Annotated in this window: 22 protein-coding genes; 11 read left to right on the forward strand and 11 right to left on the reverse strand. The window is 66.8% G+C overall.

Features of this window, described 5'->3' with window-relative positions; genetic code table 11:
• Both MU558_RS18110 and MU558_RS18115 read left to right on the forward strand, forming a co-directional pair.
• Positions 1 to 444: a universal stress protein gene (locus MU558_RS18110; RefSeq protein WP_246970424.1), complete on the forward strand. Its 444-nt coding sequence runs from the start codon at positions 1 to 3 to the stop codon at positions 442 to 444.
• Between the two features lie 33 nt (positions 445 to 477).
• Positions 478 to 1,680, forward strand: a complete 1,203-nt coding sequence (locus tag MU558_RS18115; protein WP_246970426.1) for a site-2 protease family protein — start codon at positions 478 to 480, stop codon at positions 1,678 to 1,680.
• A gap of 26 nt (positions 1,681 to 1,706) precedes the next feature.
• On the opposite strand, the gene MU558_RS18120 is transcribed toward MU558_RS18115, so the two are convergent.
• Together MU558_RS18120 and MU558_RS18125 are read right to left on the reverse strand one after the other, a co-directional pair.
• Complete coding sequence (locus tag MU558_RS18120; RefSeq protein ID WP_246970428.1) at positions 1,707 to 3,341, reverse strand: hypothetical protein; 1,635 nt, start codon at positions 3,339 to 3,341, stop codon at positions 1,707 to 1,709.
• Between the two features lie 273 nt (positions 3,342 to 3,614).
• The gene (locus MU558_RS18125; RefSeq protein ID WP_246970429.1) at positions 3,615 to 3,779 is read right to left on the reverse strand and encodes a hypothetical protein; all 165 of its coding nucleotides are present in this window, start codon (positions 3,777 to 3,779) and stop codon (positions 3,615 to 3,617) included.
• Positions 3,780 to 4,034: 255 nt separating this feature from the next.
• Here MU558_RS18125 and MU558_RS18130 point away from each other — a divergent pair, with 255 nt between their 5' ends.
• The gene (locus MU558_RS18130; RefSeq protein WP_246970431.1) at positions 4,035 to 4,841 is read left to right on the forward strand and encodes an AAC(3) family N-acetyltransferase; all 807 of its coding nucleotides are present in this window, start codon (positions 4,035 to 4,037) and stop codon (positions 4,839 to 4,841) included.
• Positions 4,842 to 4,869: 28 nt separating this feature from the next.
• On the opposite strand, the gene MU558_RS18135 is transcribed toward MU558_RS18130, so the two are convergent.
• From MU558_RS18135 to MU558_RS18150, 4 genes are all read right to left on the reverse strand, one after another.
• Complete coding sequence (locus MU558_RS18135; protein WP_246970435.1) at positions 4,870 to 5,763, reverse strand: ABC transporter permease; 894 nt, start codon at positions 5,761 to 5,763, stop codon at positions 4,870 to 4,872.
• The gene (locus MU558_RS18140; protein ID WP_246970438.1) at positions 5,760 to 6,497 is read right to left on the reverse strand and encodes an ABC transporter ATP-binding protein; all 738 of its coding nucleotides are present in this window, start codon (positions 6,495 to 6,497) and stop codon (positions 5,760 to 5,762) included. The genes MU558_RS18135 and MU558_RS18140 overlap by 4 nt, the downstream gene beginning before the upstream one ends.
• A complete protein-coding gene (locus tag MU558_RS18145; RefSeq protein ID WP_246970446.1) occupies positions 6,494 to 8,416 on the reverse strand; it encodes a NosD domain-containing protein in 1,923 nt (640 codons plus the stop codon). The genes MU558_RS18140 and MU558_RS18145 overlap by 4 nt, the downstream gene beginning before the upstream one ends.
• Positions 8,417 to 8,491: 75 nt before the next feature.
• Complete coding sequence (locus MU558_RS18150) at positions 8,492 to 9,034, reverse strand: winged helix-turn-helix transcriptional regulator (RefSeq protein WP_246970455.1); 543 nt, start codon at positions 9,032 to 9,034, stop codon at positions 8,492 to 8,494.
• A gap of 367 nt (positions 9,035 to 9,401) precedes the next feature.
• Here MU558_RS18150 and MU558_RS18155 point away from each other — a divergent pair, with 367 nt between their 5' ends.
• Positions 9,402 to 9,752: a DUF7471 family protein gene (locus MU558_RS18155; protein ID WP_246970457.1), complete on the forward strand. Its 351-nt coding sequence runs from the start codon at positions 9,402 to 9,404 to the stop codon at positions 9,750 to 9,752.
• A 169-nt stretch (positions 9,753 to 9,921) separates the two neighbouring features.
• Here MU558_RS18155 and MU558_RS18160 read toward each other — a convergent pair whose 3' ends face one another.
• Positions 9,922 to 10,173, reverse strand: a complete 252-nt coding sequence (locus MU558_RS18160) for a hypothetical protein (RefSeq protein WP_246970460.1) — start codon at positions 10,171 to 10,173, stop codon at positions 9,922 to 9,924.
• Positions 10,174 to 10,435: 262 nt separating this feature from the next.
• On the opposite strand from MU558_RS18160, the gene MU558_RS18165 reads away from it, so the two are divergent.
• From MU558_RS18165 to hemG, 3 genes are all read left to right on the forward strand, one after another.
• Positions 10,436 to 10,750 carry a HalOD1 output domain-containing protein gene (locus MU558_RS18165; protein ID WP_246970463.1) on the forward strand — a complete coding sequence of 105 codons (315 nt, stop codon included), beginning with the start codon at positions 10,436 to 10,438 and terminating at the stop codon, positions 10,748 to 10,750.
• 348 nt (positions 10,751 to 11,098) lie between these two features.
• Positions 11,099 to 12,175, forward strand: coding sequence for a ferrochelatase (hemH, locus tag MU558_RS18170; protein WP_246970465.1), 1,077 nt, complete (start codon positions 11,099 to 11,101; stop codon positions 12,173 to 12,175).
• Complete coding sequence (hemG, locus tag MU558_RS18175; RefSeq protein ID WP_246970467.1) at positions 12,124 to 13,434, forward strand: protoporphyrinogen oxidase; 1,311 nt, start codon at positions 12,124 to 12,126, stop codon at positions 13,432 to 13,434. The genes hemH and hemG overlap by 52 nt, the downstream gene beginning before the upstream one ends.
• Here hemG and hemE read toward each other — a convergent pair.
• Positions 13,431 to 14,441 carry a uroporphyrinogen decarboxylase gene (gene hemE / locus MU558_RS18180; protein ID WP_246970469.1) on the reverse strand — a complete coding sequence of 337 codons (1,011 nt, stop codon included), beginning with the start codon at positions 14,439 to 14,441 and terminating at the stop codon, positions 13,431 to 13,433. The two genes, hemG and hemE, sit on opposite strands and share 4 nt — an antisense overlap.
• A gap of 270 nt (positions 14,442 to 14,711) precedes the next feature.
• On the opposite strand from hemE, the gene MU558_RS18185 reads away from it, so the two are divergent.
• Positions 14,712 to 17,789, forward strand: coding sequence for an MMPL family transporter (locus tag MU558_RS18185; protein WP_246970471.1), 3,078 nt, complete (start codon positions 14,712 to 14,714; stop codon positions 17,787 to 17,789).
• Here MU558_RS18185 and MU558_RS18190 read toward each other — a convergent pair.
• Positions 17,786 to 18,325, reverse strand: a complete 540-nt coding sequence (locus tag MU558_RS18190; protein ID WP_246970473.1) for a DUF1684 domain-containing protein — start codon at positions 18,323 to 18,325, stop codon at positions 17,786 to 17,788. The genes MU558_RS18185 and MU558_RS18190 overlap by 4 nt on opposite strands.
• 118 nt (positions 18,326 to 18,443) lie before the next feature.
• Complete coding sequence (locus tag MU558_RS18195; protein WP_246970475.1) at positions 18,444 to 19,157, reverse strand: DUF2238 domain-containing protein; 714 nt, start codon at positions 19,155 to 19,157, stop codon at positions 18,444 to 18,446.
• Between the two features lie 268 nt (positions 19,158 to 19,425).
• Here MU558_RS18195 and MU558_RS18200 point away from each other — a divergent pair, with 268 nt between their 5' ends.
• The 3 genes from MU558_RS18200 to MU558_RS18210 are packed head-to-tail and all read left to right on the forward strand — an operon-like array spanning position 19,426 to position 22,025.
• Positions 19,426 to 20,436, forward strand: a complete 1,011-nt coding sequence (locus tag MU558_RS18200; RefSeq protein ID WP_246970477.1) for an ABC transporter substrate-binding protein — start codon at positions 19,426 to 19,428, stop codon at positions 20,434 to 20,436.
• A 15-nt stretch (positions 20,437 to 20,451) separates the two neighbouring features.
• Entirely contained in the window at positions 20,452 to 21,258 is an 807-nt protein-coding gene (locus MU558_RS18205; RefSeq protein WP_246970480.1) for an ABC transporter permease, read from the forward strand.
• Positions 21,249 to 22,025, forward strand: a complete 777-nt coding sequence (locus tag MU558_RS18210; RefSeq protein WP_246970483.1) for an ABC transporter ATP-binding protein — start codon at positions 21,249 to 21,251, stop codon at positions 22,023 to 22,025. The genes MU558_RS18205 and MU558_RS18210 overlap by 10 nt, the downstream gene beginning before the upstream one ends.
• Positions 22,026 to 22,040: 15 nt before the next feature.
• On the opposite strand, the gene MU558_RS18215 is transcribed toward MU558_RS18210, so the two are convergent.
• Entirely contained in the window at positions 22,041 to 23,294 is a 1,254-nt protein-coding gene (locus MU558_RS18215; RefSeq protein ID WP_246970485.1) for an MgtC/SapB family protein, read from the reverse strand.
• Positions 23,295 to 23,381 lie beyond the last annotated feature (87 nt).

Raw genomic sequence — 23,381 nt, forward strand, 5'->3', positions numbered from 1 at the left:
ATGATAGACCACGTCCTGGTCCCGGTCGACGGCTCCGAACAGTCGAACGCCGCCCTGGTGTACGCCGTCGAACTCGTTTCGGACGCGACGATCACGCTCTTGCACGTCGTCGATCCGGTCAGCGAGATGGACGACCTGTCGACGACCGACGGCCAGTACACGGCGGCACAGCGCCAGACCGCCGAACAGGTGTTCGAGCACGCTCGAGCGCGCCTCGACGACGAGGACGTGACGATCGAGACGGCGATCGAGACGGGAGCGCCCTGGCGTGAGATCGTCGACTACGCCGCCGGTCACGATGTCGACCACGTCGTGATGGGGAGTCACGGCCGCGACGGCGCGACCCGGCTCCTGCTTGGGAGCGTCGCGGAGGTCGTCGTCCGTCGATCACCGGTTCCGGTGACGGTCGTCAGCCAGGAATCCGTTCCCAAGGCCGATCGCTGAAGGGACTTTACTTTTCGCAGCCGTAGTGGTGCTATGTTCAGAAGCTACCGGATCGGATCGGTCCTCGGGATTCCGATCAAGCTCGATGTCACGTTCCTCCTGATCCTGCCGGTGTTCGCCTGGCTCATCGGGAGCCAGTTCACCGACCTGGCGACGGCTCTGAACGCCATCTTCGGCGTCGGAATCGACGCCACGGCGCTCGAAGGGACGAACGTCGTCTGGCTGCTCGGGCTGGCCGCCGCAGTCGGGCTGTTCGCGAGCGTCCTCTTGCACGAACTGGGCCACTCGGTGGTCGCGTTACGCTACGACGTCCCTATCGAGTCGATCACGCTCTGGCTGCTCGGCGGCGTCGCCCAGCTTTCGGGACGACCGGACAACTGGCGACAGGAACTCGCGATCGCGATCGCCGGACCCGTGGTCAGCGTCGTCCTCGGCGCGCTCTCGTACGGGCTGTTGCTCGCCACACCGGCGAACGTCGACGCCGTCCGGTTCGTCCTCGCCTATCTCGCGCTCATGAACGTCGTACTCGCGGCGTTCAACATGCTACCGGGCTTTCCGCTCGACGGTGGACGGGTGCTCCGGGCGCTGCTCGCGCGCAACCGCCCCTACGCGGTCGCGACACAGCAGGCGGCCCGGATCGGCCAACTGTTCGCCATCGCGCTCGGCCTGTTCGGCCTGCTCGCGCTCAACTTCATCATGGTCGCCATCGCCCTGTTCGTCTACGTCGCCGCCGCCGGCGAAGCCCGACAGACCGCACTCGAGTCGGCCTTCGGCGACGTCCAGGTGGCGGACGTGATGATCCCCCGCGAGGACCTCGTGACGATCGACCGAGAGGAAACGATCAGTGGTCTGCTCGAGCGGATGCTCGGTCGACGACACACGGGATTCCCGGTCGTCGACGAGGGGACGATCACCGGCGTCGTCACGCTCGAGGACGTCCACGACGTGGCGCCGGTCGAACGGGACGCTTACACGGTCGCGGACGTGATGGCGACCGACGTGCCGATGGTCGATCCCGACGACGACGTGATGGGCACGCTCCGGACGCTCCAGACGGCGGACGCCGATCGGCTCCTGGTCACCGACGCGTCCGGATCGGTCGTCGGGATGGTGACCCAGTCCGATCTCGTTCGAGCGCTCAGCGTCGGCGTGATGCTCGGCCCGCAGGAGGCCGACAGAGGCGACCGGACCGACGACGAGGTTTCGATCGCCGACTCGCCGATCCACCGCTGGTGACGGTCACGGCCGACGGCGGCGTCGAACTACCCGCCGTCGAACTGCTCGAGGACGGCGCCGCGACACGCCCCGGCGTCGGGGTTTTCGACGACGAGATCGCCCGACCCGGGTACGACCGACGTCCCCGCCTCGAACACCTCCGTCGCTTCGACGATCGGTCCGTACTCGAAGGAGCCGAACGCCTCGCTGGCCGAGATCGTCCGCTCGCCGTCGACGCCGCCAACCGGTTCGCTGATCGTGCCGACCGTCGCCTCGTCGGCTTCGGTCCACCAGACGACGTGGAGCAACACGTCGGCGAACGCCCCCGTCACGCGAACGGTCTCGCAGTCGAGGTACTCGACGGTTCGCTCCTCTGATCGGTCGTCGGCGTCGTCGTCCGACTTTCCGCTGTGCCGTTTCCGGCTCTCGTCGATCGACCGCGCCCAGGCGTCGGCGTCGTCGTCGTCGAACCGCCTCCCTGCGGCGACGAGACCGTCGTCCTCGTCGTCACATAGCGACGTGACGACGCTCCGGAAGTCCGCCTCGAAGAACGTACGCCCGAGCGTCCCGACCCAGCCGCGACCGTTCCGTGCACCGCCGGCGACGACGCCTCGAGGAGTTCGCGTCGCACCGAAAAGCGGCGTGTCCGCTCGTTCCTCGAGCCACTGGCGGTCGCCACCGGCAGTGTAGCCGACGACGAAGCCGTCGCCCTCGAGGGTCTGGGCGGGAAACGTCTGGAAGTCGCGGGCGTCGAGACGCGGGCCGACAGAGCCGACGACGAGGACGTCCTCTCTGGTGTCCGTCTCGTTCGGTTCGACGTCGGTCGCTCGCGTCGGCCCCGCCGTCTCGAGGGCGAACTGATCCTGCCAGCGGACGGCACCCTGGTCGTCGACGCCGACGACCCAGGCACGTTCGTCACCCAACTCTGGTTCGTAGTGGCCGGAGAGTACGTAGCCGCCCACCGTCGGGACGATGCCGGTGAACACGTCCTGTCTGGCCGTCTCGGCGAGATCGCGCTCCGTCGCGGGGATTCGACGGAACCAGTTTATCGAGCCGTCGGTCGCGACCGAGACGAGCCAGCCGCCACCGCCGAGCAGGATCCCCGGCGACTCGATTCCACAGAGCAGGAAGCCGTCCTCGGTCACGACGCCGTCGGCGAGGTAGCTGTACCCAGACGCGTCCTCGAGGTCGAAGAACGATCGCTCCCATTCCACCCTGCCGTCGCCATCGACGCGAACGAGCCGGCCGACGTAGACGGCCGTGTTGTCGTAGTAGGTCCAGCCGACGAGCAGGTAGCCGCCGTCGGCAGGGAGTGCGAACGCGAACCCGTCTTCCGGGATCGGCCCGATCACGTCTTCCTCGAGCGCCTCGCGCTGGTCCGCCGAGGCGTACTGGCGCTCCCACTCGACCGTGCCGTCGCGGGTCAGTTTCGTCGCGAACCCCCTGGCCGGCGACGGCAGGTCTCGAACCGTCCCGACGAGGAGGAAGCCGTCGTCGACGCAGCGCACGTCCGAGACCGAACTGAACCCGTCGTCGCTACGGCGCCACTCCCACTGGCGATCCGTCTCCGTCGGTTTCGTCTTCGTCTTCGACTCCGTTCCCACGACACGTCCGGCGACCGATCCGATCGTTACTGCCCCTGCCGTCGTCAGAAGAAAGTCGCGGCGATCGACGATCGTCATACCGCCCGAGTTGGGTGACCCGAGATATCAATCATTTTCCGCGTCTGACTGAGTCTCACGCGAGACGACCGAATAGGGGCAGATTACCCGCCACGGTTCGACGACGACGGTCCTCGAGCGACGAGCCACCCGCCGGTGTCGGATCGCCGTCGCGAAATCGTCACGTACTCGTACGGTACGCCAGGACAAAATCGGTCACACCGACGGCGTTCGCGTGAGCGGCGACGGTAGAACGCCACTGTTCGACCCGAGCACCGCTCGGTCTGCTCGCGGTCAGCGTCCCCACTCGTAGAACCACCAGCCGATTCCGAGGAGCATCAGTCCCGCGCCGAGCGCGGACGTCGCTGGCTCGGGAAAGACGAACAGGACGAAACCGACGACGATCAGCACCGTCGGCTCGAGTTCGTTCCAGTACGACGAGAGCGATGGCATCGCCATGGTACGGGTGTTTGCGGGCCAAACTCAAAGCCGTTGACGCGGGTTCGGGACGGCCACCGCCGAGCGCCAGCCGAACGGGCCTACTGTCGGCTATCGGGAGCTAAATTACGTACAGTATACGGGTAACGGAAAGCGCTCGCCGGACGGTCGTCTCTGCCGGTCCGATAGATCGCCGGGCGCGTCGCCGACCTGTTCGACGAACTCGAGGTAACGACCGGGAAGCAGATTTAACACGCCCGTCCTCGAGATGTCGGTATGAGTGAACGGACAGCCGTCGAACGGGTGGACGAACCCGTCACCGTCTCGTCGCTCGTCGCCGACCTCCGTGACGTCGGCGTCACTGCGGGCGAGACGCTGCTGGTCCACTCGTCGCTGAGCGCGCTCGGCTGGGTCTGTGGCGGTCCGCAGGCGGTCGTCGACGCGCTTCGGACCGTCGTGACCGAGTCGGGAACGCTCGTGATGCCGACCCACACCGGCCAGTACACCGATCCGGCAGGCTGGTCGAACCCGCCCGTCCCCGAAGCGTGGGTCGAACGGATACGCGAGACGAGACCGCCGTTTCGTCCGGACGTTACGCCGACGCGGGGGATGGGCGCGATTCCCGAGTGTTTTCGGACCTATCCCGACGTCGTGCGCAGCGACCATCCCGAGGTCTCATTTGCGGCGTGGGGCGCGGACGCCGACGCGATCGTGGCCGACCACGGACTCGACTACGGCCTCGGCGAGAACTCTCCGCTCGCACGCGTCTACGACCGAGACGGGAGCGTCCTGCTGCTCGGCGTCGGCCACGACAGCAACACGTCGCTCCACCTCGCCGAGTACCGGGCCGACGTTCCCACGGAGACTGCGATGAATCACGTGCCGATCCTCGAGGACGGTCGACGAACGTTCGTCGAGTACGAAGACTTCGAGACGAGCACCGAGGACTTCGTCGACCTCGGCAAGGCATTTACTCGAGAGCACGAGGTCACGACGGGCACCGTCGGCACTGGGGACGCCACGCTCGTCGATCAGCGAATACTCGTCGACTTCGCCGTCGACTGGTTCGAAGCGAACCGATAACGATCGGCTCCAAGACCAGCACGAGCGCCTAGGAGCGCCGAACGGCGACCGTCGCGACCGCGAGGGACACACCGGCCCAGAGGAACAGTCCCAGCAGGCTCGCGATCGGCGCGGCCGTTCGCGGTCCCGTCCCGGAGGCCACGACGACCGCCGTCTCGAGGACGAGCCCCCGGTAGGCGCTGATCGGACTGAGCGCGAGCGTGTACACCAGACTCGAGTCGCCGACGAATCCCGAGGCGAGACCGTAGACGATCGCGAGGTCCGCGCCGACGAGCACGACGACGAGTGCGACCACCGCGAGTGCGAGCGCGCTCCGGGTCGTGCTCGCGACCGCCGAGATCGCGATCGCGACCGCGAGGACGACCAGTGCGAACAGGATCGTGAGGACGACGACGCGGGCGAACAGGATCGGTGAGTCGGCACCCGCGTGGGTCGCGTAGATGCGAACCTCCTCGGTCCCGGTCAGCGCGACCGCGAGGGCGACGACGACCAGCGGGAACGCGACGGCAGTGACGAGTCCCGCCGCCCGTCCCAGGTACGCGCCGCCGACGACCTGCCACGACGAGACGGGGTACGTTCGCAACACGTCGAGTTCGCCGCGGCGCTCGTCGGCCAGCACCGCCCGGTAGCCGAAGGCGACGGCGACGATCGGGATGAGCAACTCGAGCGGCGTCAGCAGGTCGACCGCCGTGGGAACGTAGCCACCCCGGACGCCGCCGCCGACCCACGCGACGCCAAGGAGCACGACCGTCAGCGCGAATCCAAGCAGGAGAAACGTCCGCGTTCGACGCACCGTCTGGAGTTCGCGTCGGACGATCGTCTCGAGGACGTGGCTCTGGCTCGGTGTGGCCCGCTCACCGACGTCGGCTTCGTGTTCCGTCTCCGCCGGCGTCGCCGTCCCGGTACCGGTCTCCCCGTTCACGCCGACTCACCCCGGACGCGGACGGTGCCGGCCTCACCCGTGACCGACGCCTCGTAGGCCTCGAGCAGCGAGTCGGCCTCGAGTGCGTCTCGGATCGCCGCTGGCGAACCCGTCTGGACGATCTCCCCCTGGTCTAGCAAGACGACCTGATCGACGCCTCGCTCGACGAGCGCGAGGTCGTGCGAACTCAGGAGAACCGCCGTCCCCGCGTCGGCGAGGTCGGCGGCGACGTCGTAGATGTGGACGCTCATTCCGGGATCGAGGCCGCTGCCGGGTTCGTCGAGGACGACGACCGGCGGATCGCCGACCGTCGCCTGTGCGACGCCGAGCAGGCGCGTCATACCTCCCGAGAGCGCCTCGACCTGGCGGTCTGCCGCGGCCTCGAGTCCGACACGTTTCAGAAGCTTCATCGCGGCGTCTTCGTCGTCGCCGACCAGTGAGGCGTAGAACGTGAGCGTCTCCCGGACGGTGAAGCCGGGACGAAACGCCGGATGCTGGGGGAGATAGCCGATCGGCCGGGCGGTTTCGGGGCCCAGGTATCGGATCTCGCCGGCCGTCGGTTCGTGGAGACCGGCGAGCGCGCGCAAGAGCGTCGTCTTCCCCGAGCCGTTTGGACCGATCAGCGCCGTTACGTCGCCCGCCGAGATCGAAATCGAGACCTCGTCTAACACGGGGACGTCGCCGTACGACTTGTCTACGTCGACTGCCTCGAGTATCGGTGAATCTTCCGTCATGATGTCTCCTCGTTCACGCTCGTTTCACACGCGTAGTCGTCCGGATCCCAGTCGGTGTCCGCGAACAGTTCCGGATTCGCCGGTTCACACAGCGGTGCGGTGTCGACGACGCTCCCCGCTCGCATCCCGGGAACGGTTCCCTGCAGCCCCTCGACCGCGTCGAGTGCGGGCGAGCGGGCGAGCGCCGGGGTACCGTCGACGCGGTGGAGACGCTGGTCGACGGGGTCCGTCGGGGAGTACGACCGATCGAGAACGCCACCCTCCGCAGTCCCGATGGCCCCCTCCCAGTAGTTGCCACGACCGTCGTGCGTGTAAATGCGCAGGGGTCCTGAACTCGCCGTCGCGTGGCGGTCGTTGTCGACGAAGTCGTTGCCGACCACCCGGTTCGAGGGGACGATCGAACTCGCCTGGAGGCCGACGTCGTTGCCCGCGATGAGATTGTGCTCGTAGATCGAGTTGCCCGCCGCGGTCGTCATCCCCAGTTCGTTGCCGATGACGACGTTCCCGGCGATGTAGCTGTTAGAGCCAGCCGTCCGAATCCCGCCGGGGGTGTTGCGAACGTCGTTTCCGACGATGGCGTTCAACTCGGGGCCGGTCATGACGATGATTCCGGAGAGTTCCTGATCGCGGACGCGATTGTCGGCGATCAGCGTCTCCGAGGTGTGCATGACGTGGACGCCGAATCGCCCGTCTTCCATCACGTTGTTCCGGACGACCAGCCCGTTCGAACGGTGCATGTAGACGCCGTCGCGCCCGTGGCGGAACGTCGAGTTCTCGATCACGCCCGGCGAGCGCATCGTCATGACGCCCATGAACCCTTCGGCCCACTCCTCGCTGCCGTTTACCGTGACGTTCCGGACGACCATGTCGGGACTGTCACGAAGCAACACGCCGTTGGCGGGCGTCTCGATCGTCACGTCTTCGATCAACACGCCGGACGTGTCGACCGCCGCCACGCCGGCGTCGCCGTGTCCGTAGCCGAGTTCGACGTTGTGGTCCCACGTGTCGGTCTCGATCTCCACGTCGGGGTCACGCGTCGTGTTCCCGACGCCAGTGACGTCGAATCCGACGACTGCCGCTCGGTCGGCGTTCAGCCTGACGACCGTCCCGTTCCCGTCGCCGTGGATGGTCGGCGTCCCCTCGCCAGCGAGGGTGATCGACTCGTTGACGACGACGTTCTCGTCGTACGTCCCTTCCGGCACGACGACCGTCGTGTTCGCCGGTGCCTCGTCGACCGCTTCCTGGATGGTCGACGCGTCCTCGCCGACGACAACCGACTCGGGTCGATCCTGGAGTTCGGCCGCCGCAGCGACCCGTTCGTCGGCGTCTCGTCGCTGCTCGTCGACGCGCTGGCGAACCGTGTCGGCGGTGTCGACGTCGAACGTCCGCTCGAGGACCGCCTCCCAGGAGAGGACGGTCCCGTCGTACTCGTCGGCGAAGGCCTCGGCGTCCGCGCGGTCGGAAAACGGGATGACCGTCTCCCCGGCGGGCGTTCGCGCCTCGCTGTCGACGACGAAGTGAGCCTCCTCCGCGTTCGTCCAGCCGCCGAAGCGGTCGGTTCGCGGATAGCCCTCGTCGGTCAACTCGAGGTCCGTCCCGCTGTAGTCGGAGACGTAGACGGCGAGCGGGTAGCCAAAGCGCTGTTCGTGATTCGGCTGTTGCTGGGCGTCGACGAACGTCTCGACGCCGTAGTAGCCGACGACGTAGCGGTACTGCGAGTAGAACACCTGCACTCGAGGGAGTTCGATGTCGTCCTCGAGTGCGTACTGTGACTGCAGCGAGATGCCCATCGAGATCGTATCGTCGAAGTTGACGGGCTCCGGTGAGGTCGATCCGGCGTCGACGGTGAACAGTCCGACGGCACCGCCAGCCACGACGAGGATCGCGACCAGAATCCAGACCGACCGTGTTTCGCGCACAGTGGACGTAGGGCGAGGACTGAAATATACCGTCTGGTTTGTCTGTCGAACGATCGGCTGCGTGATCGGCCGCGATCACTCCGGCTGCGCGCTCGCGTCGGCGTGGGCGTCCTCGAGGAGGTTGTCGACGAGTCGAGCGAACCGGTCGACCAGCCGGTCGGCGACCGACGGGGTCACGCGCGCGAGCAGTTTGCCGGTTCGCTCGGGATTCGCGAGGTAGAGGGTCACCCGGTTTCGCTCGTCGTATCGCTTCTCGACGAGGCCCTGCTCGACGAGGTGCGAGAGGTGCCACTCGAGCGTGCTTCGCGCGATGCCGAGTTCGTCGGCGACGTCGCTCGGCGACGTCGGCCCGCGCTCGATCAGCGAGACCAGGACGTCACGGCTCGTCTCCCGGCGGAGCAACGCGAGCGCCCGGCGGTCCCAGGGATCGTAGTCGGTGGGATAGTAGTGCGTTCGACCGTAGAGTTCCTCCGAGACGATCTCGTCGGCACGGAGGAGCCGTCGCGTGTGGTACTGCGTCTGCCCGGCAGCGAGATCGAGGTCCCGTGCGAGCGCGTTGAAGTGGATTCCGGGATCTGTCCGTATCCGTCGTCGAATCTGGTGTCGTACGTCGCTCATGCTCTGGTCTCGATAGCCGTCACTAGTTGTAGTCAGCAACCGCGAGCCAAAGTGTGTGTCGCTGTGGCTGTGCCGACGGTCCACGATCGGGACCGTTCGACCGCCTTCGGCGTGGCCGTGATTCCGGTGGGCCGGGATCACCGTCTCTCTGCCGTTGCGACGGCAGCCGAGGGATGCGACGTCGAGGTTCGATAGGTGGTGTGTCCCGACTGCTATCCAGTGGTATCAGCTGGCACTGCGGTTCGAGCGAACCGCGAACGGATGCCGACGACCTGGTCGTGCGATTCACCGAGATCGAGCCGGCGGATCGCGACACCGACGGCCGACAGTATATGTCCGCCGAGCACGAAACGTCCGACATCGAACTATGATCTCCACTGCTGGAACGATCGCGACGAACTGGCCGGCGGTGCGCTACTCTCCCTTGCTGCTCGGTCTTCTCGCGTTCGCGGCGCTCGGAACGACGGTTCTCTTCTGGCTCGGAACGGTCGCGTACAGACGGCGACGGTCGACGCCGTACCTCCTCGTGGTGCTCGCGCTGAGCGCGCTCGTCGTCCGGACGATCGTCGGCCTCGGGACCGTCCTCGGTGTCGTGCCGATGGGGGTTCACCACCTCGTCGAACACGGTCTCGACGTGCTGGTCGCGGTCGTGCTCCTGGCAGCCGTCTACCAGGGCGGGTCAGTTCGGCGGCCACGGGACGAACCTGACAGTCCGTAACGTCGCCGACACGATCCGTATCTCCCGAGAACGGGCGAACGACTGTAATGATGGCTGTGACTGGTTGTCGACGCAACCGCAAGATGGTTCGCGGTTGCGGCGGTACAGACTCACAGCCATCGTTATGGTGGGGAGACGTCGCGAAAAACGAAGGTCGCGGTTCGATCGGTTACCTGCTCGCCGGGGTCTGGTCGGGACCCTGGTTGCTCGGCGTCGCGCGCTGTCCGAGTCGGGTGACGGCGAACGCCACCGCGATCACTGCGAGACCGAAGACGATCATACTCACGAAGTACGCCGGGGAATCGATCGCGTCGATGGTCGGGACGATCGTGTAGAGACCGATGGCGGTGAGTGCGACGACGACGACGCCGATCGTACCCACGACCGCCTTGAACCACCTCGGTGTTGTGCTCTCGTTCATAGCCCTCTCTTGAGAGTAGGTAGCCCATCAGTACGTAAAAGGTGTGGATCCGATTCCCAGGTCGTGGGAACTGGTACCGATCCTGGACGTTCACCTTCGATCCAACGTCGCTCGAGCCACAGCGCCCGGATCGCCCAAACAGTTTAATACGACTATCGCATATGGTGTTTCGAAGATAGCGCAATATGGACAATATTGGCGGCAGTTTCGCTCATCGAAAATCCGCCGTCGCTTGCTGCTCATCACCTCCCACTCGCTACCGATGACACCCCTACTCGAGACAGACGTCGAACTGGTCGAACAGAAGTCGAACGCGAACGTATACGAGGTCGCCTACGGCCGAACTGATCGACCGACGCTCGCCGTCGTCGACGCGCTCGCCAGAATCGAGAGCGTCGACCCGAGCGAACTCAGCCCGCTGCACGACGCGATCGATACGGACGCACTCGACCGTCTCGTCGATCACGCTCGAGGACGAACGCCGGAAGCGGCGTTCACCGTCACGTTCACGTTCGACGGGTACGAGATCGAGATCGACCACCCCGGTCGCATTCGCATCGAAGCGCCAGCCCGATAGGCAGCCGGTCCAGGCGAGCGACGAGCGAAGCAGGGCGTGACTCGAGCGGACCGGTAGCCGACCCGACCACCATCGGCAAACGACGGGTTCCCAGCCGGCAGGAATCCGCGAACGTATTAATCTGGCGTCCCCCCGAGAGACTAGCGAATGCACGACTGGACGATCATCACGAACGGCCGGCGAGCGTCCACGATCGCGGACTGCCGTGTGTCTGACGGGACCGGTGGGGACGGTCCCGGTGCCGACCGGCGGCCGTGGGGCGCAGTCGGCACCCGTGCTGCCACACCATCTAGCGAAGGAGTAACCATTGTTAAGACCCCGTCCCTAGGGAAAGCGTAGACTACGTTCATGAACACTGGAATTATCCTGCTCAACTTCGGCGAACCGCCACGGCCCGACCGCGAGGTCGTCGTCGAGTACCTCACGAACATCTTCTTCAACAACGCCGACCTCGAGGGCGCAGAGACCGAGGAGGAAGCGATGGAACGCTCCCGGGAACTCGCACGGCGTCGCGCACCGGGACTGATCGAGGAGTACGAGGAGATCGGCGGCTCGCCGCTGAACGAACAGTCGCGAGCGCAAGCGGCGGCACTCGAGTCTGCACTCGCGGACAGAGGCCACGACGTGACGACGTACGTCGGGATGCAGTTTCTCGAGCCCTATATCGACGAGACCGTCGCACAGGCGCGAGAGGACGGCGTCGAGCACCTGATCGGTCTGCCGATCTATCCGCTGTGTGGCCCGTCGACGACGGTCGCCGCGCTCGCCGAGATGCGCGAGGCCGTCGACGCCCACGACGACTGGGACGTCGAGGTCGACGAACTCTCCGGCTGGCACAAACACCCCACGTACAACCGACTGCGAGCCGAGTCGATCACGTCGTGCGCCGCCGACCGCGGCGTCGACCTGACCGACGACGAGACGGCGCTCGTCTTCTCTGCCCACGGCACGCCCCGACACTACCTCGAGGAGGGCAGCCGCTACGAAATCTACGTCGAGGAGTTCTGCGAGACGATCGCCTCGCTCGTCGGCGTCGACGACTACGAACTCGGCTACCAGAACCACGAGAACCGCGACATCCCGTGGACCGAACCGGACGTCGAGGACGTGATCGAGACGGTCGACGCCGAGCGCGTCGTCGTCGATCCGGTGAGCTTCATGCACGAACAGTCCGAGACGCTGTCGGAACTGGACGTCGAACTCCGCGAGGAAGCCGAGGAGCGCGGCCTCGAGTTCCACCGCGTGCCGATCCCCCACAATGACCCGCGCTTGGGCGACCTGCTCGCCGACCTCGTCGAGCCGTTCGTCGCGGGCTTCGAGCCGAGTTACTACCAGTTCCGGCAGTGTCAGTGCCGAGACGAACCGGGAACGATGTGCCTGAACGCCCCCCAGGAACCGACCGGGGCTCCGAACGCGAACGAATGAGAGTCGGCATCGTCGGCGGCGGCCTGACGGGACTGGCGCTGAGCTACTACCTCGAGCGCCGCGGTGTCGACAGCGTCACCTTCGAGGCGTCGTCGTCCCCCGGCGGCGTGATCCGGAGCGGTCGACAGAACGGCACCGTCGTCGAGTACGGCCCCCAGCGGATGCGCCTCTCCGACACCCTCGCGGAGCTGACGAACGACCTGCGCCTGCGCCACGAACTCGTCGTCGCGGACGACGACCTCCCGCTGTACGTCTACGCCGACGGAACGCTCCGCGAGGTGCCGACCTCGCTGCCCGCGTTCCTCCGGACGGACGCCCTCTCCTGGCGCGGCAAACTCCGGCTGCTGGCGGAGCCGCTGACCGCGGACGCACGCCCCGAGGAGACGGCCGCCGACCTGTTCACCCGGAAGTTCGGTCCCGAGGCGTATCACAACGTCATCGGGCCGCTGTTCGGCGGCATCTTCGGCTCCGATCCCGCCCGAATGCCGGCAAAACACTCCCTCCAGGGGCTCCTCCGACTCGAGCAGCGCGACGGGAACCTGCTCGTACCGGCGATCAAACGCGTCGCCCTCGGCGGCAGCAGTTCGCCCGCCGTGGTGTTCGAGGACGGCAACCAGCGTCTGCCGGAAGCCCTCTACGAGGCGACGAGCGACCGAGTCCGACTCGACACCCCCGTCGAGGCCATCGGCGAGGACGGCGACGGCTACGTCCTCGAAGCAGGTGGCGAGTCGGAGCCCGTCGACGAGGTCGTCGTCACGACGCCGGCGGACGCGAGCGCCGACCTCCTGGCCGACGTCGCCCCTGACGCCGCCGAGCGACTCCGTGGGTTGCACTACAACCCGCTCGCGCTCGTCTACCTCGAGGCCGACGCGCCGGTGGACGGCTTCGGCTACCAGGTGCGAAAGGACGAACGGCTGCACACGCTCGGCGTCTCCTGGAACGGCCGGGCGTTCGGCCGCGACGACGTCACGACGTGCTTTTTCGGCGGGATGTGGGAACCCGACCTCGTCGACGAGTCGGACGAGCGACTCGCCGACATCGCCCGCCGGGAGTACGAGATGGTGACCGGCCGCGACGCCGAGTTCCTCGAGGTCGAACGCCTCCACCGGGGGTTCCCCGCACACGACGACTCCTGGGACGCACTCGAGGGGATGGAACTGCCCGACGGCGTCCACCTCGCGACGAACTACACCGGTCGGATGGGGATCCCAAGTCGGGTCCGGGAGGCCCGCGGGCTCGCAAAACAGTTCTCGAGTTAGCTCCGGTCGACCGATTTCGCCGTCTCGACGAACGCTCGCACGTTCTCGACCGGCGTCTTCCGGTTGACGCCGTGGCCGAGGTTCAGCACGTGTCCGGAGGGGCCGGCCGCGTCGATCACTTCTCTCGTCCGTTCGCGGACGGACGCCTCGTCGCCCAGTAGCACCGCCGGGTCGAGGTTGCCCTGCACCGGCGTCTCGCCGAGTTGCTCGCGGGCGCTGGCCATGTCGACGGTCCAGTCTAAGGCAACGACGTCCGCGCCGCTCTCCTCGAGCAGGTCGAGCCTGCCGCCCATGTTGCGCGCGAAGACGATCGTCGGCGCGTCGACCGACTCGAGGATGCGCTGGTGCAACGGCAGCAGGAACTCGCGGTAGTCGTCGGGGCCGAGCAGGCCGGCGTAGGTGTCGAACAGCTTCACGACGTCCGCGCCGTGGTCGACCTGGTAGGCCAGGTACTCGGCGACGACGTCGGCGAAGGCCGAGAGCAGCGTCTGGAACGCGTCGGGATCCGCGACGCGCAGTCGCCGCAACGCCATGAAGTTCCGCGAGGGCTCCCCCTGGGCGGCGTAGGCGGCGAGCGTGAACGGCCCGCCGGCGAACCCGAGCACGGCCGCCCGTCCGTCGAGTCGTTCCTGGAGGCGCTCGAGCAGTTCCCCGACGTACGGGAGCGTCTCGTCGACGGGTGCTCGCTCGCGGTCGACGTCGTCTGGCCCCTCGACGGGGTTCTCGACGACCGGCCCGACGCCGGACTCGATGTGATAGGAGAAGCCAAGCGGCTCGAGGGCGGTCAGGATGTCGGAGTACATCACGATGCCGTCGGGCTCGAACAGCTCCCAGGGGAGCATGGTGACGCGCTCGGCGACCTCGGGCGTCGTGATCGCCTCGTAAAACGTGTGTTCCGAGCGGATCTCCCGGTACTCGGGGATGTACCGGCCGGCCTGGCGCATCAGCCAGACCGGAGGGCGTTCCGTTCGTTCGCCCCGGGCGGCGCGCAGGAAGAGGTCTCTCATACGTCAGTTCCGGGCGGCGAGAACCAATAAGTGGGTCGTTTCGCTGCAGATCGGTGGCGGCAGGGGCGACCGCGGCTGTGCGCCGATAGAAACCGAGGCGGAGCGATGGGTGGTGGAAAGGTTTTCCCGTGGGGCCGTAGTACGACGGCAAGATCTGTCGTCCGTTCGAAACTGCGAGTCGGCCAGGCGGACGCTGTCGCTGCGACAGTTCAGGACCACGTATGAGTACGACACGACGTTTCGCGTTTGCCACCGGTCACGGAGGTTCGTATGGGACTCGGTGAGCGCCTCGTCGGGGCGATCACGCGACGAAGCCTGACGGTGATCGTCGTCATGCTCGCGCTGTCGGCACTGCTGGGCAGCGGCGTGACCGACCTCGAGCAGGCGTCGTCGCTCGACCAGTTCGAGACGGAAAGCGAGGAAGCGACGACGCTCGAGTATGCAGACGAGAACTTCGGGACCGACGACAACCAGACGATCGCACAGGTCGTCGTCCGCGAGGACGACGCCCTCTCGAAGTCGTCGCTGCTCTCGACGCTCGAGTTACAGCGGACGTTGCGCGAGAACGAGACGATAAACGAGACGCTCGCCGAGGACGACGCCTTCTCCGACCTCTCGTCGGTCGTCGCGACGGTCGCCATCCAGGAGGAGCAAGCCAGCGACCTCGAGGAGCGACGCGAGGAACTCGAGGCCGACGGCGAGGACCTCAACGCCACCGCCGAGACGCTCGCGGACCTGCTCAACGAGACCCAGCAGCTCCAGCGCGAGTACGAGCAACTCAACGCCTCCTACCGGCGCGACGAGATCACCGCGTTCGAGTACGACGCCGAGTCCGACCGGATCGAAGACGAGTTCGAGGAGATCGAGGACGACGCCGAGGCGGAACTGACCGACGAACAGGCCGAGACGTTCTCGGAGCTCGTCTCCGAGATGCGGTCCGTCACGGCCGACCTCGCGGCACTCGAGCGCGGCGAGGACGTCGATCAGAGTCAGCGAGTGCTGGAGACGAGACTCGAGGAAGTCTACGGGGACGTCCAGGATCGCGTCCTCGCCGACGAGATCGACGACCTCGAAGAGCGCGGCGAGCAACTCGAGGCCGACGTCGAGTCGCTGGAAGAGGGAATCGATCCGACGCTCGACGAACAGATCGACCGGCTCGAGTCGATGAACGAGTCCGAACTCGAGGACGTCCTCGAGACGGTGCTCGACGAGGACGGTACCGGCGAAGCGTACGTCTTCCTGCCGACATCTTACGACTCGGGTGAGACGAGCGCCGACGCGCGGACGCTCTTCGTGGCCCAGGAGACCCCGGAGGCCCAGACCGTCGAGGGCGAAGCACCGGAACAGATAGTCGACGCACAGCTCGCGATGTCGTCGATCCTCGACGATCGCTACGGCGACGACGGGTTCGTCTTCGGCGTCGGCATCATCACCGACGAGATCGACCGCTCGCTCGAGGACAGTATCGGGATCGTCCTCCCGCTGGCCCTGCTGTTCGTCGCCGTCGTGTTGACGATCGCCTACCGGGACGTTCTCGATATCGCGCTCGGCCTCGTGGGGATCGTCCTGGTGCTCGTCTGGACGTTCGGCTTCATGGGCTGGGTCGGGATCGGCTTCAACCAGATCATGATCGCGGTGCCGGTGTTGCTCGTCGGGCTGTCGATCGACTACGCGATTCACGTGTTCATGCGACACCGAGAGCAGCGCGAGACGAGCGGACCCGACGACGGCGAGTCGACGCGGACCGCGATGGCCGTCGCCCTCGGCGGACTCGGCGTCGCACTCGTCTGGGTCACGGCGACGGCCGTCATCGGCTTCCTCTCGAACCTCGTCAGCCCGGTCGGCCCGATCCGCGAGTTCGGCGTGGCGAGCGCGTTTGGCATCGCCGCTGCACTCGCCATCTTTGGCGCGCTGATCCCCGCGATGAAAGTCCAGCTCGACGATACGCTCGAGGGGTACGGCGTCGACCGGCGCAAGCGCGCGTTCGGCACCGGCGGCGGGGCGGTCAGCCAGCTGCTGTCGGCCGGCCAGCGGATCGCCCGGCGGATTCCCTGGGCCGTCGTGCTCGTCTCGCTGCTCCTGACCGCAGGCGGCGTCTACGGGGCGACCCAGCTCGACACGTCGTTCGAACAGGAGGACTTCATCGCCGACGAACCCGCAGATTGGATGGCGTCGCTTCCCGAGCCGTTCGCGCCGGGCAACTACACCGCAAAGGAGAACCTCGAGTACGTCAACGACGAGTTCCTCCGCCGGGACACCCAGTCGCAGGTGGTCGTCGAGGGCGACGTGACTGGCAACGACACGCTAGAGCGCGTCGACACGGCCGAGTCGGTGGCTGCCGAGACGGATGCGGCGGCCGTCCTCGCGAGCGGCGAGGCGGACGTCCAGAGCCCGCTATCGGTGATGGACCGGGTCGCCGACACGAACGAGTCGTTCAACGAGACGTTCACCGACGCTGATACCGACGGCGACGGAGTACCCGACGGGGACCTCGAGTCGGTCTACGACGACCTGTTCGCGGCGGACGAGGAGCGGGCCGCCGACGTGATCTACCGGACCGACGACGGCGAGTACGAGGCGATCCGGCTCGTCGTTTCGGTGCGAGGCGACGCCGGGACCGACCTCGTGACCGAGGACACTCGCGACGTGGCCACGATACTCGACGGGAACGGCCTCGAGGCGACTGCGACCGGGCAGGTGATCGTCTTCGGGATCGTCGAGGACGAACTGTTCCGGACGGTGATCGAGAGCCTCCTCGTGACGCTCGTGGCCGTGTTCGCGTTCTTGATGGTCGCCTATCGTCGGGTCCACCGGAGCGCGCTGCTGGGCGCGATCACGCTGTTGCCGATCGTCCTCTCGGTCGCGTGGATCCTCGGCACGATGTTCCTGCTCGAGATCCCGTTCAACGTGATGACGGGGACGATCACCAGCCTCACGGTCGGCCTCGGCGTCGCGTACAACATCCACATGACCGAACGCTACGTGCTCGAGCGCCGGCGGGGCCGGACACTCTGGGACGCCCTCGGTCGGAGCGTCACCGGGACGGGCGGGGCACTCCTCGGGAGCGCCGCGACGACGGTGGGCGGGTTCGGCGTGCTCACCGTCGCGATCTTGCCGCCGCTCCAGCAGTTCGGGCTGATCACCGGTCTCACGATCACGTACGCGTTTCTCGGGAGCGTCTTCGTCCTGCCGAGCTTTCTCGTCCTCTGGACCCGCTACGTCGGTCCGAAAGGTGGATTCAAGACCGACCGGGCGACGGACGAGACGGCTGCCGGGCGAGCGTACGCCAACGGGGAGGGCTCGCGGGAAGCCGACGAGGACGGGTCGACGCCGTCCGACACCGACTAGTGATACGTCTTCTCGCCCGCTTCGATCGGGACCTCGAGCCAGTTGTCCATCGGCGGGAGGGGACACTCGTACTGGTCGGAGTACGCGCAGGTGGGATTGTACGCCTCGTTGAAGTCGAGAATCCACTCACCGTCGGGCGTCCGGTGGCTCTCGGGTTCGAGGTCGAGGTACCGGCCGGCACCGTAGGTCTCCTCGCCGCTGGTCGCGTCGCGGAAGGGGACCCAGAGGCGGTCGTCGTCGGGGTCCGACTTGTAGGCCTGCAGCGTCACCTCCTCGCCGTCGACCGGAAAGCGAAACTCGCCCCACTGCAGGTACTCCCGTTCGCCGTCCGTGCTGGTTCCGACCGTGATCCGCTCCTTTTCGTCGTACTCTGCTAGCGGGAGTTCGAACCGGTAGTCCTCGTCGACCGGGAAGTACTCGAGTCCGTCGAACGCGTCGCGTTCGTTCGGCGGAATCGGCGAGTGCGGGTGGTTCCCGAAGTACTCGTCTTTCTGGGCCCGCTGCTGCTCGATCGCCTGACGCCAATCTTCGCTCATGTGCCAGCGTACGCATCGAAGCGCCACATAAGTTTGCGTCACGCGAGCGGACTGCCGCGAGTCGGCGAGAGTCGTCGATCCAGGACTCGTCCGTCTCGGGCCGACGATCCGGGACGGATCACCCGCTGCTCCAGGCGAGGTCCCGGGTGTACCCGAGGAAGACGGCCATCACGATCGAGCCCCCGACGACGAGAGCGACGCTCGCGACCAACAGCGACTTCGTAAACTGGGGCACCTGGCCGAAGATCGGAACGAAAATGCGAACGTCGAACGCGGCGACCACGAGCGCACCCACACCGTCGAAGACGAGATCCAGCGGCGTGTCGTACTTCCCGTAGTGTTTGAGCACCGGCTCGAAACCGATCCGTCTGCTCACGTCCCGCGCGACGACCTCGAGGAGTTCCCAGAACACGCCGCCGGCCATCGTGAACAGGAACGTCACGCCGATCAGCCCTCCTTTCGAGAGCCGGAATCCGGCCGTGTGGCTCTCGACGGTGACGATGCTGGCGTAGACGACCGCCGCGACGAGCGCCGCCGACACCGTGTGCGTGACGTGGTCCCACCACCATACCGTGTCGTACCATCCGAGCATTCCGAGCATGTGGAAAAATCCTGCCGCCGCGACCCACAGCGAGAGCACCGCATCGAACGTGACGTCGACCTCGAGTGTCGTCCACAGGACGGCCTCGGCGATCGCCGGTGTGAGGGCGGCGACGAGCGACACGATCGCGTTCGCGACGACAGAGGGATCGCGCCGTCGCAGGCCGACGACCAGCGTCGCGGCGATAGCTCCCTGCAGGAGCACCGTCCCGGCGTGGAGGGCGTCGGTCATTGGAGCGTTCCTCGCTGGTAGCTGTTTCCGGTTCCGTTATGGTTCTGTTGGAATTGTCGTCGACGGTAGAGGGAAGCGTGCTCTCGAGTGACACGCTTCCCGGGCAGTTTGGCCAGTACCTACGACGATCGAGTCGGGCCGGTTCTCCGGGTGAGCCGCGACACACCGGTGCCGTCCGGCAGACGACGGTCGTTTCGGCCCGTCTGAAGTCGAGGGGCGACTTGTCGTCACCCGTTCGGCCATAAGTCGTCGGTCGGTATCACGGGTAATGACGCTCGAGCCGACACGGATCTCTCGGCGGAGGTATCTCGAAGGAGCTGGTGCGACGGCCGCGGTCGGAATCGCCGGCTGTCTTGGCAGCGACGACGAACTCACCGTCGCGTACATGCCGATCTTCCCCGACCTCCAGTACTTCGTGATGGAGGCGGAAGGGTACTTCGCGGACGTCGATGCGGAGATCGACGGCCGGGAGTTTACCGACGGACCGGCGATCGTCCAGGCGTACGGCGGCGGCGAGGTCGATATCGCCATGTTCGGCATCGTCCCGGCGATGATCGTCATCGATCGTGGGCTCCCCGCGAAGGTCGCGGCGACGAACATCAAAGAGCCGATGGCGGTCATGGTCCACGAGGAGTTCCAGGCCCTCTGGGCCGACCACGGTGTCGACGCCTTCGACGTCTGGGAGGAAGAACACGGTCGCAAGTTCCGGTTCGGGACCTTCCCGCAGGGGTCGGTCCCCGACGTCTTGCTCCGGTACTGGCTCCAGGACGTGGAAGGCGTCGCTCCCGAGGAGGTGGCCGACGTCGTCGAGATAGGCGGCGCGAACGCCGTCTGGCAGGCCATCGCCAGCGGCGAAGTCGACGGCACGTCGATCATGGAGCCCGTCCCGACCCGCGCCGAACGGGAAGGGACGGCGATACAGTCGTTCCGGACCGCCGCCGAGATCATGCCCGGCCAGCCAGCGGCGGTGACGCTCGTCAGCGACGCCGTCCGTGACACGGACGTCGCCACCCAGTTCCTCGAGCAACACGTCAGGGCGACCGAGTTCATCGGGAACGAGCCCGAAGCGACCGCCGCCATCGTCGAGGACGCCATCGGGCTGCCCGAGGAGCAGGCGCTGGCGGCGTTGCAGGGCCCGCTCTCGAACTTCGTGAGCGACCCGCGGGAGATCGAGAACGGGACGGAGATCTTCGCGCAGTTTGCCCACGAGAACGGCCAGATCGACGAGCAGCTGTCGCTCGAGCAGATATTCGACTACAGCGTCTACGACGACCTATGAACGGAGGTGTGAACGATGGCGACCGACGTCGGTGACGGACGCGCTCGGACGGAAGACGACACCGGCGTATCGGTCGTCGAGTTCCGTCCGAAACGAGCCCTACTCGGGGTTGCGGGTATCGTCGCCTTCGTCGCGGCGTGGTGGCTCGTCTCGCTGTTTCAGCCGGCGTACGTGCTGCCGTCGCCGCCCGCCGTCGCCGAGACGTTCTACGCCGAAGCAGCGTCGGGCGAGATGGCGGCCGCGCTCGGACAGAGCGTCCGCCACTGGCTCCCCGGTACCGTCGTCGGGACGACGCTCGGCATCGCCGCCGGCGTCGCCCTCGCGTGGAGCCCGCTGCTCGACGGCGTCGCCGCGCCGACCGTCCGCGTGCTCCGCCCCGTCCCGCCGCTGGCGCTGATCGGCTTCGCCGTCGCGTGGTTCGGCATCAACCACGCCGGTGCCGCGTTCATCATCGCGGTCGGCGCGTTCTGGATCAACTTCTACGCCGCCTACGGGGGCGTCGAGGGCGTCTCGTCGGACCTGCTCGACGTCGCCCGCAGCCTGGGCGTCCAGGGCGACCTCGAGCTCGTCCGCTCGGTCGTCCTCCCCGCCGCCCTCCCGGACGTCACGACCGGCATTCGAACCGGCATCGGCCGCTGCTGGATGCTCGTCGTCGCCGCCGAGATATTCGGCGTCCCCGGTATCGGTCGCCGGATCCTGCGCGCCTCGAACAACCTGCAGGTCGACGTCGTCATCACCTACATTCTCGTGTTGAGCCTGCTGTTCTTGCTCGTCGACGTGGCGTTTCGCGCCGTCCAACGGAGGGTTCTGGCGTGGCGGTAGACGATGCCGACCTCGAGGGCGACCGTGCCCACGTCGTCGTCGACGGCGTCAGCAAGCACTACTCGAGTGCACAAGAGCCCGTGCGAGCGCTCGAGGACGTCTCCTTCGCGGTCGATCCCGGCGAGTTCGTCTGCATCGTCGGCCCCTCCGGCTGTGGCAAGACCACGCTCTTTCGGATCATCGCCGGCCTCGAGTCGGCGACTGCCGGCACCGTCTCGCTCGACGGCGAGCCAGTCGACGGACCGGGCCCCGAACTCGGCGTCGTCTTCCAGGAGTACCTTCTCTTTCCCTGGCGGACGGTCGCCGGAAACGTCGGCTTCGGCCTCGAGAAGCAGGCTCTCACGGCAACCGAGCGTGACGAACGCGTCCGGCGACTCCTCTCGCTCGTCGGCCTCGAGGAGTTCGGGGACAGCTACCCGAAAGAACTCTCCGGCGGGATGAAACAGCGCGTCGCGATCGCCCGCGCGCTGGCGGTCGATCCCGAACTCCTGTTGATGGACGAGCCGTTCGGCGCGGTCGACGCCCAGACCAGGGAGATGCTCCAGGACGAACTGCTCGAGGTCTGGCGCGAGACCGGCAAGACAATCCTGTTCGTCACCCACGACGTCGAGGAGGCGATCACGCTCGCGGATCGCATCGTCGTCATGGACAGCGAACCCGGCCGCGTTCGCGAGGTCGTCGACGTCGGCCTCGAGCGACCCAGGTCGCGTTCCGACGACGGATTCGGCCGGTACTACGAGCGCGTCCTCGAACTCATCCGGGCCTGACCAGGCCCCTCGAGGTCACACGGCAACGACGAACAGGAGGCCGACGATCGAGACGGCCCCGAGAACGGCCGTCACCAGGCGAGCGAGTTGGTAGGTTCCGAGGAGCCACACGAGCCCCACCTTCACGAGGGTGTTCGCGACGGCGCCGACGACGATGCCAGTCGTCGCAACTTGCTGTGAGATCGTGTCCTCGGCGGCGAGCCGACTCAGCGTGATCGTGATCGCGTCCACGTCGGCGAGTCCCGAGACGAACGCCGTCACGTAGACGCCCGACGACCCGAACCACGAGTAGGCAGACTCGGAGACGAGCAAGACCACGGCGAAGACCGCCCCGAAGAACAGCGCCGGTCGCAGCCGAAATGGGTTCTCGATCTCGGTCTCGACGTCGGCCGTCGTGGCCGCTTGCCTGTAGACGGCCACGGCGACGATCGATCCGAACACGGTCATCGCCCCGAGCGGGACGGCGACGGCGGGGAGTAGCTCCCGGTTGACGACGGCGACCTCGACGAGAGCACGAGGAAACATCACGAGCGACGCGACGACCGTCGAGAACGCACACACTCGATAGAGCGAGGGCGTCTGACTCGCTCGTTCGGCCATCGAGACCGTCGTCGCGGTCGAGGAGACGAACCCGCCCAGCACACCCGTCAGCGCGATGCCCCGCTTTGCCCCGACGACTCGGCTCAGGACGTAGGCGACGAAGCTCAGTCCGGTGACGAACACCACCATGAGCCAGACGAACCGCGGGTTGAGCCCGAACAGCACCTCGAGTTCGCGGTCGGGTAACAGCGGAAAGACGACCAGGACGACGAGGATGAACTTGACCGAGGCACGGCGTTCGCGCTCGTCGATCCGGTCTGCGAACCCGTGGATCGGCCCTTTCGCGGAGAGAATCGCCGTGACGACGCCGGCGACGATGACCGCGAGGACGGCTCCGCGCTCCGAGTGGGTCGTCATCGCCCCGAGGACGACGGTGAGCAGTGCGGCCATCAGCGTCGTGAGTCCGATGTCGCGTTCGAGCCAGACCTTCCCGACGTACGCCACCGTCAACGGAATCGTCAGGGCGACCACCACGACGGCGAGCATCGACGGGAAGAACGCCTGGACGAGCGCACCGAGGAGCGCGAACAGCGGAAACGTGCGACTTCCGGCGAAAGCCCCACCGGACTCGCTTTGCTCTCGCTCCAGTCCGACGAGCGCGCCGATGCCGAACGCGATCGCGACGCGAAACACCAGCAAGCCGAGCGAGTCGCCGACCGGGTCGACCATTGCGCAGGGATTCGCAGACCGTCTCCTTAACCTTCGGGACGCGCACCGTTCTCGGCCCGTCGTACGACGGCGTTGTGAGATGCTCGT

This window comes from Natribaculum luteum, assembly GCF_023008545.1.
Taxonomy (GTDB): domain Archaea; phylum Halobacteriota; class Halobacteria; order Halobacteriales; family Natrialbaceae; genus Natribaculum; species Natribaculum luteum.

Bases quoted from the DNA above. Each gene is read 5' to 3' on its own strand.
- MU558_RS18110 (WP_246970424.1), top strand. From the start codon at position 1: ATGATAGACCACGTCCTGGTCCCGGTCGACGGCTCCGAACAGTCGAAC.
- MU558_RS18115 (WP_246970426.1), top strand. From the start codon at position 478: ATGTTCAGAAGCTACCGGATCGGATCGGTCCTCGGGATTCCGATCAAG.
- MU558_RS18120 (WP_246970428.1), bottom strand. From the start codon at position 3,341: ATGACGATCGTCGATCGCCGCGACTTTCTTCTGACGACGGCAGGGGCA.
- MU558_RS18125 (WP_246970429.1), bottom strand. From the start codon at position 3,779: ATGGCGATGCCATCGCTCTCGTCGTACTGGAACGAACTCGAGCCGACG.
- MU558_RS18130 (WP_246970431.1), top strand. From the start codon at position 4,035: ATGAGTGAACGGACAGCCGTCGAACGGGTGGACGAACCCGTCACCGTC.
- MU558_RS18140 (WP_246970438.1), bottom strand. From the start codon at position 6,497: ATGACGGAAGATTCACCGATACTCGAGGCAGTCGACGTAGACAAGTCG.
- MU558_RS18150 (WP_246970455.1), bottom strand. From the start codon at position 9,034: ATGAGCGACGTACGACACCAGATTCGACGACGGATACGGACAGATCCC.
- MU558_RS18155 (WP_246970457.1), top strand. From the start codon at position 9,402: ATGATCTCCACTGCTGGAACGATCGCGACGAACTGGCCGGCGGTGCGC.
- MU558_RS18160 (WP_246970460.1), bottom strand. From the start codon at position 10,173: ATGAACGAGAGCACAACACCGAGGTGGTTCAAGGCGGTCGTGGGTACG.
- MU558_RS18165 (WP_246970463.1), top strand. From the start codon at position 10,436: ATGACACCCCTACTCGAGACAGACGTCGAACTGGTCGAACAGAAGTCG.
- hemH (WP_246970465.1), top strand. From the start codon at position 11,099: ATGAACACTGGAATTATCCTGCTCAACTTCGGCGAACCGCCACGGCCC.
- hemE (WP_246970469.1), bottom strand. From the start codon at position 14,441: ATGAGAGACCTCTTCCTGCGCGCCGCCCGGGGCGAACGAACGGAACGC.
- MU558_RS18185 (WP_246970471.1), top strand. From the start codon at position 14,712: ATGGGACTCGGTGAGCGCCTCGTCGGGGCGATCACGCGACGAAGCCTG.
- MU558_RS18190 (WP_246970473.1), bottom strand. From the start codon at position 18,325: ATGAGCGAAGATTGGCGTCAGGCGATCGAGCAGCAGCGGGCCCAGAAA.
- MU558_RS18195 (WP_246970475.1), bottom strand. From the start codon at position 19,157: ATGACCGACGCCCTCCACGCCGGGACGGTGCTCCTGCAGGGAGCTATC.
- MU558_RS18200 (WP_246970477.1), top strand. From the start codon at position 19,426: ATGACGCTCGAGCCGACACGGATCTCTCGGCGGAGGTATCTCGAAGGA.
- MU558_RS18205 (WP_246970480.1), top strand. From the start codon at position 20,452: ATGGCGACCGACGTCGGTGACGGACGCGCTCGGACGGAAGACGACACC.
- MU558_RS18215 (WP_246970485.1), bottom strand. From the start codon at position 23,294: ATGGTCGACCCGGTCGGCGACTCGCTCGGCTTGCTGGTGTTTCGCGTC.